This window comes from Acidaminobacter hydrogenoformans DSM 2784, assembly GCF_900103005.1.
In the GTDB taxonomy this organism is placed as follows: Bacteria; Bacillota; Clostridia; order Peptostreptococcales; family Acidaminobacteraceae; genus Acidaminobacter; species Acidaminobacter hydrogenoformans.
Map to the genome: position 1 here is coordinate 1 of NZ_FMWL01000033.1, position 14,995 is coordinate 14,995.

General features: G+C 47.9%; 14 protein-coding genes and 1 other annotated feature. All 14 genes read right to left on the bottom strand.

Annotated features, from left to right (window positions below; genetic code table 11):
• Positions 1–128: 128 nt before the first annotated feature.
• On the bottom strand, positions 129–2,195 hold the full coding sequence (gene fusA, locus BLP63_RS16275) for an elongation factor G (RefSeq protein WP_092593487.1): 2,067 nt from the start codon (positions 2,193–2,195) through the stop codon (positions 129–131).
• Positions 2,196–2,254: 59 nt separating this feature from the next.
• Complete coding sequence (gene rpsG, locus BLP63_RS16280) at positions 2,255–2,725, bottom strand: 30S ribosomal protein S7 (protein WP_092593489.1); 471 nt, start codon at positions 2,723–2,725, stop codon at positions 2,255–2,257.
• A gap of 123 nt (positions 2,726–2,848) precedes the next feature.
• A complete protein-coding gene (rpsL, locus tag BLP63_RS16285) occupies positions 2,849–3,268 on the bottom strand; it encodes a 30S ribosomal protein S12 (protein WP_092593491.1) in 420 nt (139 codons plus the stop codon).
• Between the two features lie 20 nt (positions 3,269–3,288).
• A complete protein-coding gene (locus BLP63_RS16290; protein WP_092593493.1) occupies positions 3,289–3,540 on the bottom strand; it encodes a ribosomal L7Ae/L30e/S12e/Gadd45 family protein in 252 nt (83 codons plus the stop codon).
• Positions 3,541–3,668: 128 nt separating this feature from the next.
• Positions 3,669–7,184, bottom strand: a complete 3,516-nt coding sequence (gene rpoC, locus BLP63_RS16295) for a DNA-directed RNA polymerase subunit beta' (protein WP_092593495.1) — start codon at positions 7,182–7,184, stop codon at positions 3,669–3,671.
• Between the two features lie 23 nt (positions 7,185–7,207).
• Positions 7,208–10,894, bottom strand: coding sequence for a DNA-directed RNA polymerase subunit beta (gene rpoB, locus BLP63_RS16300; protein ID WP_092593510.1), 3,687 nt, complete (start codon positions 10,892–10,894; stop codon positions 7,208–7,210).
• Between the two features lie 359 nt (positions 10,895–11,253).
• Positions 11,254–11,619: a 50S ribosomal protein L7/L12 gene (gene rplL, locus BLP63_RS16305; protein WP_092593497.1), complete on the bottom strand. Its 366-nt coding sequence runs from the start codon at positions 11,617–11,619 to the stop codon at positions 11,254–11,256.
• Positions 11,620–11,683: 64 nt separating this feature from the next.
• A complete protein-coding gene (gene rplJ, locus BLP63_RS16310) occupies positions 11,684–12,184 on the bottom strand; it encodes a 50S ribosomal protein L10 (protein WP_092593499.1) in 501 nt (166 codons plus the stop codon).
• A gap of 22 nt (positions 12,185–12,206) precedes the next feature.
• Positions 12,207–12,337 (bottom strand) — a sequence feature (ribosomal protein L10 leader region).
• A gap of 58 nt (positions 12,338–12,395) precedes the next feature.
• Entirely contained in the window at positions 12,396–13,088 is a 693-nt protein-coding gene (gene rplA / locus BLP63_RS16315) for a 50S ribosomal protein L1 (protein WP_092593501.1), read from the bottom strand.
• A gap of 55 nt (positions 13,089–13,143) precedes the next feature.
• Complete coding sequence (rplK, locus tag BLP63_RS16320) at positions 13,144–13,569, bottom strand: 50S ribosomal protein L11 (RefSeq protein WP_092593502.1); 426 nt, start codon at positions 13,567–13,569, stop codon at positions 13,144–13,146.
• A 100-nt stretch (positions 13,570–13,669) separates the two neighbouring features.
• Positions 13,670–14,191 carry a transcription termination/antitermination protein NusG gene (gene nusG / locus BLP63_RS16325; RefSeq protein WP_092593504.1) on the bottom strand — a complete coding sequence of 174 codons (522 nt, stop codon included), beginning with the start codon at positions 14,189–14,191 and terminating at the stop codon, positions 13,670–13,672.
• Between the two features lie 63 nt (positions 14,192–14,254).
• Positions 14,255–14,458, bottom strand: a complete 204-nt coding sequence (gene secE, locus BLP63_RS16330) for a preprotein translocase subunit SecE (RefSeq protein WP_092593506.1) — start codon at positions 14,456–14,458, stop codon at positions 14,255–14,257.
• A 37-nt stretch (positions 14,459–14,495) separates the two neighbouring features.
• Positions 14,496–14,645, bottom strand: a complete 150-nt coding sequence (gene rpmG, locus BLP63_RS16335) for a 50S ribosomal protein L33 (protein ID WP_092593508.1) — start codon at positions 14,643–14,645, stop codon at positions 14,496–14,498.
• 227 nt (positions 14,646–14,872) lie between these two features.
• On the bottom strand, positions 14,873–14,995 hold a 123-nt coding region (locus BLP63_RS16340; RefSeq protein WP_456297598.1), incomplete at its 5' end, for an EF-Tu C-terminal domain-related protein.

Consider the following 14,995-nt stretch of genomic DNA (forward strand, 5'->3'; position numbering starts at 1 on the left):
GTCTTACCGTGGTCAACGTGACCAATCGTTCCAATATTGACGTGTGGCTTGTTTCTAAGAAACTTTTGCTTACCCATTTTTGGATTTCCTCCCTTAAAGTCGGCTTCAGCCGACAGACTTAGTCTCTATTACTTCTTACCCATAATCTTTTCAGCTATACTGTTTGGAACTTGCTCATAGTGGCTGAAGACCATTACATAGTTGCCTCGGCCCTGAGATGCGGAACGCAGGTCCGTCGCGTAGCCGAACATTTCCGAAAGCGGCACGTGAGCTCTGATGACCTGGTTGCCATGAACCATTTCCATGCCTTCGAGCTTACCGCGGCGGGAGTTAAGGTCGCCCATGACATCACCGAGGTACTCTTCAGGGACGGTAACTTCAACCTTCATATAAGGCTCGAGAAGAATAGGATTAGCTTTCTTAAGCGCTTCTTTTATGGCAATGGAACCGGCAATTTTAAACGCCATTTCCGAGGAGTCAACTTCGTGATAAGAACCGTCATACAGCTCAACATGAATGTCGACCACTTCAAAACCAGCCATGACGCCGTTGGAAAGGGATCCCTGAACACCTTGGTTGACTGGCTCAATGTATTCCTTTGGAATAGCACCGCCAGTAACAACGTTCTCGAACGTATAGCCAACTGCAGGCTTGTTCGGACGAACACGAATCTTGACATGTCCGTACTGACCACGACCGCCGGACTGCTTGGAGTATTTGTAGTCAATGTCAGCTTCGCCTGAAATCGTTTCTTTGTAAGCAACCTGAGGCGCGCCAATATTTGCTTCTACTTTAAATTCTCTGAGAAGTCTGTCGACAATGATCTCGAGGTGGAGTTCACCCATACCCGCGATGATTGTTTGGCCAGTTTCTTCATCTGTATAAGTCTTGAAGGTTGGGTCTTCTTCTGCCAACTTTGAAAGCGCTATGCCCATTTTCTCCTGACCAGCCTTGGTCTTAGGCTCAATAGCCACTCGGATAACAGGATCCGGGAAGTCCATGGACTCGAGGATAATTGGCTTACTTTCGTCGCAAAGCGTGTCGCCTGTCGTCGTAAACTTAAGGCCAACCGCAGCTGCAATGTCACCTGAATAGACCATTTCGATTTCTTCACGCTTATTGGCGTGCATTTGGAGAATACGGCTGATGCGCTCTTTCTTGCCCTTAGTCGCATTGAAGACATACGAACCAGACTGAAGCGTGCCGGAATAGACGCGGAAGAAGGAAAGTCTTCCAACGTAAGGGTCTGTCATAATCTTGAAAGCGAGCGCAGCGAAAGGCTCGCTGTCTGATGATGGTCTCTCGTCCTCTTCGCCGTCCAAATCTACACCCTTTATGGAAGGTACATCCAAAGGAGATGGCAGGAAATCTACAACCGCGTCGAGCATCAGCTGTACGCCTTTGTTCTTGTAAGAAGAACCGCAGAGGACAGGAACGACAAGATTGCTGATTGTTGCGAGTCGAAGGCCTCTCATGATCTCTTCATAAGTGAATTCTTCGCCCTCAAGGTACTTCATCATCAGCTCTTCGTCGCCTTCAGCAACAGCTTCCATGAGTTTTGCACGCGCTTCAACTGCTTGATCCATGTACTCTGCTGGAATATCAACGATTTCAACATCAGTTCCAAGATCATCTCTGTAAATTCGCGCCTTCATGTCAATCAGTGTGATGATGCCAACGAATTTATCTTCAGCGCCAATTGGCAGCTGAATAGGCACAGCGTTTGCGTGCAGTCTGTCGTGCATCATGCCCACAACGCGCTCGAAGTTAGCGCCAGTGATATCCATTTTATTGATATAGGCAATTCGTGGAACGCCGTAGCGGACCGCTTGACGCCATACTGTTTCAGATTGTGGCTCAACGCCGCCTTTAGCGCAGAAGACAGCAACCGTTCCGTCAAGAACACGGAGGGAGCGCTCAACCTCTACTGTAAAGTCAACGTGACCCGGTGTATCAATAACGTTTATGCGATGGTCTTTCCATTGGCAAGTCGTCGCAGCAGACGTAATAGTAATCCCGCGCTCCTGCTCTTGCTCCATCCAGTCCATAGTCGCGCCGCCGTCATGAACTTCGCCGATCTTGTGCGTTTTACCAGTATAGTAAAGAATCCGCTCTGTCGTCGTTGTCTTTCCAGCGTCGATATGGGCCATGATGCCAATGTTTCTTGTCATATCAAGCGTAAATTCTCTTGGCATATGAGTCCTCCTTCACCAAGGTGATGCGATTGCAAACAATAAGGGAAGGTGTTTGCACCTTACCAGCGGTAATGTGCAAACGCCTTATTTGCTTCAGCCATTTTGTGCGTGTCTTCTCTTTTCTTGACAGCAGCACCAGAGTTGCTGGCAGCATCAAGAATTTCCTTGGCGAGCTTATCCGTCATGGTTTTCTCGCCGCGCTTGCGCGCATAAGTGATCAACCATCTGAGGCCGAGCGTTTGTCTTCTCTCCGGACGAACTTCTACCGGCACCTGATAGTTGGAACCGCCGACACGTCGAGCTCTGACTTCGAGGACCGGCATGATATTTCCGAGCGCCTCTTCGAAGACTTCGAGTGCATTCCGGCCGGTTTTCTCCGCTACTGCTTCAAACGCGTCATAGACGATACGTTGAGCAGTACCGCGTTTACCGTCATACATGATAGTGTTGATAAGCTTCGTGACGACCTTGCTGCCGTATACTGGATCCGGCAAAACTTCTCTTTTTGGTACATTTCCTTTTCTAGGCACGATACTTCCCTCCTTAAAATAATTCTTTCATCGGTACTCGACATAGTGACTATGCCGTTGTGCGCTAATCGACTTATATAAAGCCTCTCCCGAGTCGGAAGAGGCATCTTTGGTCGTCAATGATTAGCTTTTCTTCTTAGGTCTCTTAGCACCGTATTTGGATCTCGACTGCTGACGGTTTGCAACGCCAGATGTATCGAGAACACCACGGACGATATGGTAACGCACACCTGGCAGGTCTTTTACCCTACCGCCTCTAATGAGGACAACGCTGTGCTCTTGCAGGTTGTGACCGACACCCGGGATGTAGGCAGTTACCTCCATACCGTTGGAAAGTCTGACCCTCGCAACTTTTCTGAGCGCTGAGTTAGGTTTCTTAGGCGTTACAGTCTTAACAGATGTACAAACACCGCGCTTCTGAGGTGAACTTTGCTCAACAGCCGCTTTTCTAAGCGTGTTGAACGTTCTTTGAAGCGCAGGTGAAGTAGATTTGTATTCAACTTTCTCTCTGCCCTTACGGATTAATTGGTTGATTGTTGGCATTCTTGCACCTCCTTCCAGAATTAAGATTCTTGATTCATTAAAACTGCTGTCGCAGCACCAACGTCAATTTTACACGCTTTTCCAAGTTCTTTCATAGTATCGATATATTCGATCGGAACTGAAAACTGAGCTGCCAATTCAACAAGAGGTCGAATGACATGCTGTTCAGCATCTTTGGCAATGTACAAAACGACTGCCTTTCCGCTGGTAACGGCTTTATATGACTGTTTGACGCCGACACGCAGGTTGTAACCTGAGGCAATCTCCAGCATGAGGGTGGCCTCCCATTCTATTGTTGGGAACTCGCTCACATGCGCACTCAATTATTTTAACACCGAGTTTAAACACTGTCAACTAAATTATCGTTAGTTGGCAGTGCTTAACTCGATGAAAGAAGCTGTTAAAAATCCATTTCGTCAACAGGCTCCTCACTAATAACTGGTGGCTGGATCGCGATTTCACGATATTTCTTCATCCCTGTACCCGCTGGAATCAGTTTTCCAATGATGACATTTTCTTTAAGGCCAATTAAGCGATCCTCTTTGCCATTGATGGCAGCTTCTGTCAAAACTCGGGTTGTCTCTTGGAACGATGCAGCGGACAGGAAAGACTCCGTTGCGAGGGATGCTTTTGTAATGCCGAGGAGTGTACGATTTCCTGTTGCAGGCGTTCCACCATTGGCAATAATGCGCTCGTTCTCGTCGAGGAATTCTCTGTAGCTGCTGACACCGCCAGGCAACAGGAGGGAGTCTCCAGGATCATCAATTTTTACCTTCGAAAGCATCTGCTTGACAATGATTTCGATGTGCTTGTCATTGATGTCAACGCCCTGGAGGCGGTATACGCGCTGAACCTCTTTGGTGATATATTCCTGGACACCTCGAACACCTACGACCCTCAACAGGTCATGAGGATTGATGGAGCCTTCTGTAATCAAGTCGCCAGCTTCTACACGGTCGCCTTCTTTTACCTTGATTCGGGAGCCAAAGACAATTTGGGAAATACTTTGCTCGCCATCCTCACGTGTAATCACAACTTCGCGTTTCTTCTTGGTTTCTCTGAACGCAACAACCCCGTCGACTTCAGCGATAACCGCCTGGCCTTTTGGTTTTCTTGCTTCAAAAAGCTCCTCGACACGCGGAAGACCCTGTGTGATGTCACCGCCGGCGACACCGCCGGTGTGGAAGGTTCTCATGGTCAGCTGCGTACCCGGTTCGCCGATCGACTGAGCTGCAATGATTCCGACAGCTTCACCGACGTTGACGGACTTTCCGGTCGCAAGGTTGATGCCGTAGCATTTGCTGCAGACGCCATAAGGCGTATCGCAAGTCAATACTGTCCGGACATAAACTTTTTCTATGCCGGCATTTACAACTTTTTCTGCGTGTTGATCCTGAATCATTGTATCTGCCGAAACCAGCAGCTCGCCTGTTTCAGGATGAAGGATATCTACAGCAGGATATCTGCCCATTATACGCTCGGCAAGTGATTCAATCACTTCATTGCCGTCCTTGAATGCCGCGACCCAAATTCCCGAGGTCGTTCCGCAGTCAATATCCCGTACTATGACATCCTGACTGACATCGACGAGGCGGCGGGTCAAGTATCCGGAGTCAGCCGTCCGAAGCGCTGTATCCGCGAGACCCTTACGGGCACCTGTCGTCGAAATAAAGTATTCAAGGACTGTCAGTCCTTCACGGAAGTTAGAGACAATTGGAATCTCAACTGTTTTACCGAGGGCGTTGGCCATCAGGCCACGCATCCCTGCCAGCTGGCGGATCTGGTTCTTACTTCCCCGCGCGCCGGAGTGGGCCATGATCTTGACATTGTTCAGACGGTCAAGGCTGTCCATGAGGACTTCAGTGACGTCATCCGTTGTCTTTGTCCATGTCTCAATAACTTTTTCGTAACGCTCTTCATCAGAGATCAAGCCGCGTCTATAAGCTTTCTGATACTTTTCAACCATAACCCTGGCTTCGTTGACGAGCTCCCATTTCTCTTTTGGTATATCCATGTCAGAAACGGAAATAGTGATGGCACCCTTTGTGGAATACCGGAAGCCCATTTCCTTCATATGGTCAAGAATGTTGGCCGTAATCGTATTGCCGTGGGTCTTGAAGCATTTGCCTATGATTTCTTCGAGCTTCTTCTTTGTACAAAGGAAGTCGACTTCAAGCGCGTTCGGATATTCCGCACGATTGACGAAACCGAGGTCCTGAGGAATCTTCTCATTAAAGATAAACCGGCCAACAGTGCTCTCGATCAGAATTGGAGCGCCTGTGACAACATCTTTTCTGCGAAGCTTAACTTTGGCGTGAAGGCTGACAGCCTTGTTTTCGTATGCCAGCATCATTTCATCAAAGTCCTTGTAAGCCGAGCCTTCGCCTTTTGCGCCATCAATATCCACAGTCAGATAATAAGCACCCAATACCATGTCCTGTGTAGGCGTTGTAATAGGTGAGCCGTCTTTAGGCGCGAGGATATTATTGACAGAGAGCATGAGGAACCGGGCTTCTGCCTGGGCTTCAACGGAAAGCGGCACGTGAACTGCCATCTGGTCGCCGTCAAAGTCTGCGTTGTATGCGGTACAGACGAGCGGATGAAGCCGGATTGCTTTGCCTTCAACCAGAACAGGCTCAAAGGCCTGAATGCCCAGTCTGTGCAGCGTAGGTGCACGGTTCAGGAGAACCGGATGATCCTTGATGACATCTTCAACAATGTCCCAAACCTCTGGCCGCACACGTTCAACCATTCGTTTTGCGCTCTTGATGTTATGGACATACCCTTCCTTGACAAGCCGCTTCATGACAAAAGGCTTGAACAGTTCGAGCGCCATCTTTTTAGGAAGACCGCACTGATAGAATTTCAGCTCCGGCCCAACGACTATAACCGAACGGCCCGAGTAGTCAACACGCTTTCCGAGAAGGTTCTGACGGAAACGTCCTTGCTTTCCTTTAAGCATGTCGGAAAGGGACTTGAGTGGCCGGTTGCCCGGCCCGGTTACCGGCCTGCCGCGTCTGCCGTTGTCAATCAAAGCGTCAACGGCTTCCTGGAGCATTCTTTTTTCGTTTCGCACAATAATGTCCGGCGCGCCAAGCTCAAGAAGGCGCTTAAGCCGATTGTTCCTGTTAATCACCCGTCGGTACAGGTCATTCAGGTCAGAAGTTGCGAACCTGCCGCCGTCCAGCTGAACCATTGGTCTGAGATCAGGCGGGATGACCGGAATGACATCAAGGATCATCCAGGTCGGATTATTGCCGGATTTTCTGAACGCCTCGACCACTTCGAGCCGGCGAATTGCGCGAACACGCTTCTGGCCTGTGCTGTCTTCAAGTCTCGCGCGGAGCTCTTTGCTGAGCTCTTCGAGATCAATCTTCATTAGGATTTCCTGGACAGCCTCAGCACCCATAGCAGCTTTGAAGAGATTTCCAAACTTATCCCGGTTTTCCTGATACTCGCGTTCAGAAAGCAATTGCTTGAACGCGAGTCCGGATTCACCTGGGTCGGTGACAATATAGGACGCGAAGTAGAGTACTTTTTCGAGGGAGCGCGGTGACATATCAAGCAGGATACCCATCTTTGACGGGATCCCCTTGAAGTACCAGATGTGTGAGACAGGCGCCGCCAGTTCAATGTGGCCCATTCTCTCACGCCTTACCTTAGCTTTTGTAACTTCGACGCCACAGCGATCACAAACGACGCCTTTATAACGGACGCGTTTGTATTTGCCGCAGTGACACTCCCAGTCCTTAGTCGGACCAAATATTTTTTCACAGAACAGCCCTTCTTTCTCGGGCTTAAGGGTTCTATAGTTGATCGTTTCCGGTTTTTTGACCTCACCTTTGGACCAAGAACGGATCTTGTCCGGTGAAGCCAAGCCAATTTTGATCGAGTCAAAATTCGTGAACTCTAGCAAGGGCATTCCTCTCCCTTCGGATATCAGTCTTCTTTGTCAAAGAGATCTTCGTTCTGTATGCCGAGATCTTCATCCTCATCATCGTAAATCGAAGCTTCGCTGTAACCTTCGCTCACTTCGCGCTGCGCATCCTCGCGGATGTAGAGATCATGCTGCGGCAATTCGTCTTCAAGGAGATCTGTCTGAAGGATCGCGCCGTCATCATCATCTTCGCGGATTTCAATTTCACCGGCATCGTCTCTCAGGACCTTCACGTCGAGCGCCAGGGACTGAAGCTCTTTGATCAGGACTTTGAAGGACTCTGGAATACCCGGTTCAGGGATGTTCTCACCTTTAACAATGGCTTCATAGGCTTTTACACGCCCTACGACGTCATCTGACTTAACCGTGAGGATTTCCTGAAGTGTGTGTGCCGCGCCATAGGCCTCAAGTGCCCAGACCTCCATCTCACCAAACCGCTGACCGCCGAACTGCGCCTTGCCGCCCAGTGGCTGCTGCGTCACAAGGGAGTAAGGGCCAGTACTTCTGGCGTGAATCTTGTCGTCTACGAGATGGTGGAGCTTAAGCATATACATGTAGCCTACAGTAACGTTGTTGTCGAAGAAATCACCTGTTCTTCCGTCCCGGACACGCAGTTTGCCGTCCCGCGGATAACCAGCCTGCTCGAGAATATCCATAATCTGGATTTCGTTCGCGCCGTCGAAGACCGCTGTCGCGATTTTCCAACCAATTTTTTTAGCAGCAAGTCCAAGGTGAATTTCAAGGACCTGACCAATGTTCATACGCGATGGAACGCCAAGCGGATTGAGAACAACCTGAAGTGGTGTCCCATCCTCAAGGAATGGCATATCTTCCTCAGGTAAAATTCTGGAAATAACACCTTTATTCCCGTGACGGCCTGCCATTTTGTCGCCTACGTTGATTTTTCTCTTTTTAGCAATATAAACTCTGACGAGGATATTGACGCCCGGCGGCAGCTCATCGCCATTCTCGCGCGTAAACACTTTGACATCGACAATAATGCCGGATTCGCCGTGAGGCACGCGCAGGGATGTATCCCGAACTTCCCTGGCTTTCTCACCAAAGATCGCTCTCAAGAGCCGCTCTTCTGCGGTCAGTTCAGTCTCGCCTTTTGGCGTTACTTTACCCACGAGAATATCCCCGGAAATAACCTCCGCACCAATTCGGATAATGCCGCGTTCATCAAGGTTTTTAAGCGCGTCATCACTGACGTTTGGAATGTCTCGCGTTATTTCTTCCGGCCCAAGCTTGGTATCCCGGGCTTCAGCTTCATATTCCTCAATGTGGATTGAGGAAAGAACGTCATATTTGACAAGTTCTTCGCTAAGAAGAATCGCGTCTTCGTAATTGTAACCCTCCCAGGTCATGAAACCAATCAGGAGGTTTGCGCCGAGGGCTATTTCACCTTCGTCCGTTGAAGGGCCGTCTGCTATGATATCGCCGGCTTGAACCCGCGCGCCCTTCATGACCAAAGGCTTTTGGTTGATACATGTGCCCTGGTTGGAACGCTTGAATTTGAGGAGCTTATGCTTCTCCTTCGAGCCGTCATCACATTTTATGACGATTTCCTCCGCGGAAACGAAATGTACCATGCCGTCTTTTTGAGCAATTTCGACAACACCGGAGTCTTTTGCAGCAATATATTCAATGCCCGTCCCAATAATAGGGGCCTGGGTCACCACGAGCGGCACAGCCTGACGCTGCATGTTGGAACCCATCAGCGCGCGGTTGGCGTCGTCGTTCTCAAGGAATGGGATCATAGCCGTCGCGACAGAGACCATTTGTTGGGCTGATACTTCCATCAAGTCAACTTCTCCCGCAGGGAAAAGTTTGATGTCCGCTTTCCTGCGGCAAACGACAGAGCTGTTCTCGAACCAGTTATTTTCATCAAGCCGCTCATTCGCTGGCGCAATGACGAATTTTTCTTCTGTGTCCGCTGTAAAATAGACGACTTCCTCCGTCACGACATTCTTTTCTTTGTCGATCAGTCGGTATGGCGACTCAATAAAACCATATTCATTAATTTGGGCGTACGTACTCAAGGAGCCAATCAAACCAATGTTTGGACCCTCTGGTGTTTCAATAGGACACATACGGCCGTAATGGGAATGGTGAACGTCCCGGACTTCGAAGCCCGCGCGTTCTCTTGAGAGACCGCCAGGTCCAAGGGCTGACAATCTGCGCTTATGCGTCAGCTCTGCCAGCGGATTCGTCTGGTCCATAAACTGAGACAGCTGAGAGCTTCCAAAAAACTCCTTGATGGAAGCCACAACAGGACGAATGTTGATCAGCGCCTGAGGCGTGATGGTTTCCATGTCCTGGATTGTCATCCGCTCACGGACGACACGCTCCATTCTTGACAGGCCAATTCGGAACTGATTCTGAAGCAGCTCGCCGACAGAGCGAATTCTTCTGTTGCCAAGGTGGTCTATATCATCAACATCTCCAATACCGTGGGCAACATTCAAAATGTAGCTGATAGAAGCTAAAATATCATCTACAATAATGTGCTTGGGCGTCAGCTCTCGGAGACGTTCTTTGATCGCATCCATAATCTCTGTTTCAGTTTCAGCGTGATTTAAAATATCCATGAGCACAGGATAATAAACCTTATCCGGCACACTAATGCCTGTAACGTTAGGCACATAAACGGATAGATCCACAAAGCGGTTGCCCACAACGCGGACAATTTTGTCGTCTTCCGCATAGACATCAACAAAGCGCATACCTGAGTTTTCAATGGCAAACGCCTTTTGGCGGCTGATCTTTTGATCTTTTTCGAGCAGGAGCTCTCCAGTATTTGCATCAATGATATCCTGCGCCGTAATGGCACCTTCTATACGATTGCTGAGTCCAAGCTTCTTGTTGAACTTATATCTCCCGACCTTGGCGAGATCGTATCTTTTCTCATCAAAGAAAAGAGACTGGATCAAGCTCCTTGCGCTGTCCACCGTTGGTGGTTCGCCCGGACGAAGCTTTTTGTAAATTTCGAGAAGTGCCTCTTCCTCAGACCGGGTACTGTCTTTGTCGAGTGTCTTAAGAAGTCTCTCGTCTTCACCGAACATTGAAATGATTTCCTGATCTGAAATATAGCCCAGAGCCCTGATCAAAATAGTCATAGGCAGTTTCCTGGTACGGTCGATTCTAACCGACAGGATGTCGTTGGAATCTGTTTCATACTCCAACCAAGCGCCGCGGTTCGGTATAACCGTTGTCGAGTAAAGCTTTGTCCCGACCTTGTCGAGCTTCATGTCGTAGTAAGTGCCGGGAGACCTGACGAGCTGGCTTACAATGACGCGCTCCGCGCCATTGATTATGAACGTGCCTTTGTCTGTCATGAGTGGGAAATCGCCCATAAAGACTTTCTGCTCTTTCACTTCTCCGGTTTCCTTGTTGACGAAACGGACTTGGACTTTGAGCGGAACCGCATAGTTCACATCCCGTTCCTTACATTCCTCTACGTCATACTTGGATTCTTTTTCCAACTCGTAATCGATAAATTCCAAAACGAGATTCCCGGTGTAATCCTGGATTGGAGAAATATCCTCGAAAGCCTCCATAAGGCCTTCCTCGAGAAACCACTGAAAGGACTTCTTTTGAATCTCGATCAGATTCGGAATGTCAATCAGCTTGCCAATCGTAGAAAAGCTCATTCTCGTCTTGCTTCCGAGTTGTATAGGCTGTGGCATCAAGTCTTCACCCCTCATAAATAGTCAGACAGAACACAATAAAAAACAACAGTTTATAAATAATTTCAAGCGTTTTACAAAAAATAACGATAAAACGCCATCTTAATAATGACATTCTACATACATACTTATGGCATTATAAAATAATAGCACAGTGACTGATTGAAGTCAACAATAGTTATTCAAAACTTCGAACTTTCTCGCTCAAGCTGCTCAAAAACGGACTGCCGATAGTAGGCTGCTGCACACCCGCCATTACAACACAATTCGGCAGTGTTCTTCAACAGCTTCAAGCGAAAACAAGGGATCGTCCGGCTGCATTCGCTGAGCAGGACAATCCCTTGACGACAATTGCTGAATTACTTGAGTTCGACAGTAGCGCCAGCGCCTTCGAGGGCAGCTTTAACTTTGTCAGCTTCTTCTTTAGGAAGCTGCTCTTTGACTGCCTTTGGAGCAGTATCAACGAGCTCTTTAGCTTCTTTAAGACCAAGGCCCGTAAGTTCGCGGACAACCTTGATAACTTCGATTTTCTTAGCGCCTGGAGCTGTGAGGATAACGTCAAACTCTGTTTTCTCTTCAGCAACAGGACCTGCAGCTGCAGCGCCAACAACAACTGGTGCAGATGCGGATACGCCAAACTCTTCTTCACATGCTTTGACGAGCTCGTTGAGTTCGAGCACAGTCATACCTTTGATTGCTTCAATAATTTGCTCTTTTGTTAACATTTAGGTACACCTCCATAGAATCATGTTTCAGGATGCGGCTGGCATAATCCAGCCAGATTTTGTATTAAGCCGTTTGACCTTCTTGCTTGTCGATAATGTTCTGCAAGAGATATGCAAAATTCGAAATAGGCGATTTGACACTGCCGAGGAATTTCGCAATAAGCACTTCGCGTGATGGAATATCCGCAATTGCTTTAATACCATCAACATCATAGTACGTACTCTCAATGACACCTGACTTGAGCTCAAGATTCTTATGATCTTTTGCAAAGTCTTTGAGAATTTTAGCTGGAACAACCGGATCGCCAAAGCCGAATGCGATTGCATTAGGGCCCGTAAGATCCTTTGTGATCGTTTCGAAGTCAGTGCCTTCGAGCGCGAGCTTTACAAGGTTGTTCTTGTAGATCTTGTAATCGACGCCAGCTTCTCTGAAAATTTTTCTAAGCTCTGTAGCTTCCTCAACTTTGAGGCCGCGGTAGTCGACAACGACGACCGATTTAGCTTGTTCAAATTTTTCTTTGATTTCCTGGACGATCAATTTCTTTTTATCAAAGTTATTAGACATCAGTCCACCTCCTCTGTGACCTGTCTGGAACAAAAAACCTCTCTTCCGTAGACAAGAGAGGTTATAAGCAAAATAAGTTGCTCTATAATTGACCTCGGTAGGATATTAAGCACAAAAGGCACCTACTGTCTACGGTGTATATTCGATTGTATGTCCGGTACTGAGTCCTCGGGTATTGTATCACCTTATTGGCGGTACGTCAACCTTCAGATTACAGCTTCGCGGCATTGATGCGAATGCCCGGGCTCATAGTGCTTGCCACCGTGACACTGCGCAGGTAAGTTCCCTTTGCTGCAGCTGGCTTTGCTTTTACAAGCGCGTCCATAATCACTCGGAAGTTCTCGACAAGCTTTTCATCTTCGAATGAAATTTTACCAATGACAACATGAACAATGTTCGTTTTGTCAAGTCGGTACTCAACTTTACCAGCTTTGATTTCATTGACCGCACGTGCGATATCAAATGAAACAGTGCCGGATTTTGGGTTTGGCATCAGGCCTTTAGGACCGAGCACACGGCCGAGTCGGCCGACGAGACCCATCATGTCAGGTGTTGCGACCATGACATCAAAGTCGAACCAGTTTTCATTCTGAATTTTGCTGATCATGTCTTCTGCGCCTACGAAATCTGCGCCTGCATTTTCAGCTTCTACTGCTTTTTCGCCCTTGGCAATAACAAGGACCTTTTTGGTTTTACCGATGCCATGCGGCAATACGACTGCGCCACGAACCTGCTGGTCTGCGTGACGACCGTCTACGCCAAGTCTGACGTGGACTTCAACTGTCTCATCAAATTTAGCTCGAGCGAGCTTTTTGACGAGAGAAATAGACTCATCAACGTCATAGAGCTTGCCGGCTTCGATGAGCTTGGCAGCCTCGGCATAATGTTTTCCAACTTTAGCCATTCTTTTTTTCCTCCTCGTGGTATTAGCGGATATCCTCCCACTGATTGTCCAGGAATTATTCCTCGACAACGACGCCCATGCTTCGGGCAGTACCCATGACCATGCTCATTGCGGCTTCAATGCTGCCTGCAGTGAGGTCTGGCATCTTCTGCTCAGCGATTTGACGGACTTGGTCCTTGGAAATCGTCGCTACTTTTGTTTTGTTCGGTACACCTGATCCGCTTTCGATGTTGCATGCCTTCTTAATGAGGACAGCAGCCGGCGGTGTTTTGGTGATGAACGAGTAAGATCTGTCCTGATAGATCGTGATCACGACCGGGATAATGAGCCCTGTCTGATCTGCAGTTTTTGCGTTGAAGTCTTTGCAGAACTGCATGATGTTGACGCCGTGCTGACCAAGCGCTGGACCAACTGGTGGAGCCGGAGTCGCTTTGGCGGCAGGAATCTGAAGTTTGACCATACCTGTAACTTTTTTAGCCATCTTAATTACACCTCCTTGATAAAAAGATGTCAGTGAATGAACTGGATGTAACCACCAGTTACGTCGTGTCTCTGACGATCCATCTTATATAAAAAGCCGGTTAAAGCTTTTCAATCTGATCGAATTCCAGCTCAACCGGGGTCTCCCGGCCAAACATTTCGATTCTAACTTTGACGGTCTGTTTTTCTGGATGAATTTCTTCAATAGCGCCGGAAAAATTCTGGAATGGTCCATAAACCACCTGAATAACGTCGCCTTTTTTGAATTCAACATGTACGACCCTGTGTTTCTCAATCCCCATTTTCCTGACTTCATCCTCTGTCAATGGAATGGGTTTTGAACCAGGTCCGACAAAACCTGTGACGCCGCGCGTATTTCTGACGACATACCACGATTCATCTGTCATGAACATTTTCACCAGGACATAACCCGGAAAAATTTTGCGGGATTTCGTCTTTCGCTTGCCATTTTTGATCTCGGTAACGTCTTCGGTTGGAACGGCGACTTCGAGGATTATGTCATCCATGCCGCGGTTTTCAACTATTTTTTCAATGTTGGCTTTAACTTTATTTTCGTGTCCCGAATACGTATGGACAACGTACCACTTCGCTTTTTCAGACATAATACGACCGGTTGTCTTAAGACAACCTCTGCCCTCCTTCCTTCAACTTATCCTTCCAAGATCCTAAAGGAACAGGTTCAGTCCGGAAGTGAATATTGAGTCTACTGCCCAGAGGAACACAGCCATCATAATGCACATGACTACGACCACCGTCGTATAGGAAACCATGTCTTTTCGATTCGGCCAGTTGACCTTCTTAAGCTCCGCCTTTACACCCTTGAAAAACGAAGTGCTCTTCTTGGCTGTAGGATTTGATTGTGTTGTCATCTTATCACACCTTCACCTTTATACTCGAAGCGAAGTACTACTTCGTTTCCTTGTGTGCCGTGTGTTTCTTGCAGAACTTGCAGTACTTTTTGATTTCAAGTCTGTCCGGATCGTTTTTCTTGTTCTTGGACGTATTGTAGTTACGCTGTTTACACTCCGTGCAAGCCAAAGTAATATTGAGTCTCACCTAAAACACCTCCTATAGGTTGGTTTATTATATTTGAGAGCGCACTCTTCTCCAGTGTAGCATTACTGAATTAATCTATCACAGTTTAATTTCAGTGTCAACCTAAAAAAGAGAAGCATGACAAATAAAGAGCCTGTTTTTGGACTCCAAGTGCTCCCGGAGAATTTGAAAGAGCCAGGTTGCCTGGCTCTTTCCGGATGACCATATTTGATCTTTTATGCTTAAATTTACTTGATGATCTTAATGACGGAGCCGGCGCCAACCGTACGGCCACCCTCACGGATGGAGAACTTGAGGCCTTCTTCAACAGCGATCGGTGAGATCAGCGTGATCGTCATCTCGATGTTGTC

Excerpts from the sequence above, each read along its gene's own strand:
- BLP63_RS16290 (WP_092593493.1), bottom strand. The coding sequence starts at position 3,540 with ATGCTGGAGATTGCCTCAGGTTACAACCTGCGTGTCGGCGTCAAACAG.
- secE (WP_092593506.1), bottom strand. The coding sequence starts at position 14,458 with ATGACAACACAATCAAATCCTACAGCCAAGAAGAGCACTTCGTTTTTC.
- nusG (WP_092593504.1), bottom strand. The coding sequence starts at position 14,191 with ATGTCTGAAAAAGCGAAGTGGTACGTTGTCCATACGTATTCGGGACAC.
- rplA (WP_092593501.1), bottom strand. The coding sequence starts at position 13,088 with ATGGCTAAAGTTGGAAAACATTATGCCGAGGCTGCCAAGCTCATCGAA.
- fusA (WP_092593487.1), bottom strand. The coding sequence starts at position 2,195 with ATGCCAAGAGAATTTACGCTTGATATGACAAGAAACATTGGCATCATG.
- rplK (WP_092593502.1), bottom strand. The coding sequence starts at position 13,569 with ATGGCTAAAAAAGTTACAGGTATGGTCAAACTTCAGATTCCTGCCGCC.
- rpsL (WP_092593491.1), bottom strand. The coding sequence starts at position 3,268 with ATGCCAACAATCAACCAATTAATCCGTAAGGGCAGAGAGAAAGTTGAA.
- rplJ (WP_092593499.1), bottom strand. The coding sequence starts at position 12,184 with ATGTCTAATAACTTTGATAAAAAGAAATTGATCGTCCAGGAAATCAAA.
- rpoB (WP_092593510.1), bottom strand. The coding sequence starts at position 10,894 with ATGCCACAGCCTATACAACTCGGAAGCAAGACGAGAATGAGCTTTTCT.
- rplL (WP_092593497.1), bottom strand. The coding sequence starts at position 11,619 with ATGTTAACAAAAGAGCAAATTATTGAAGCAATCAAAGGTATGACTGTG.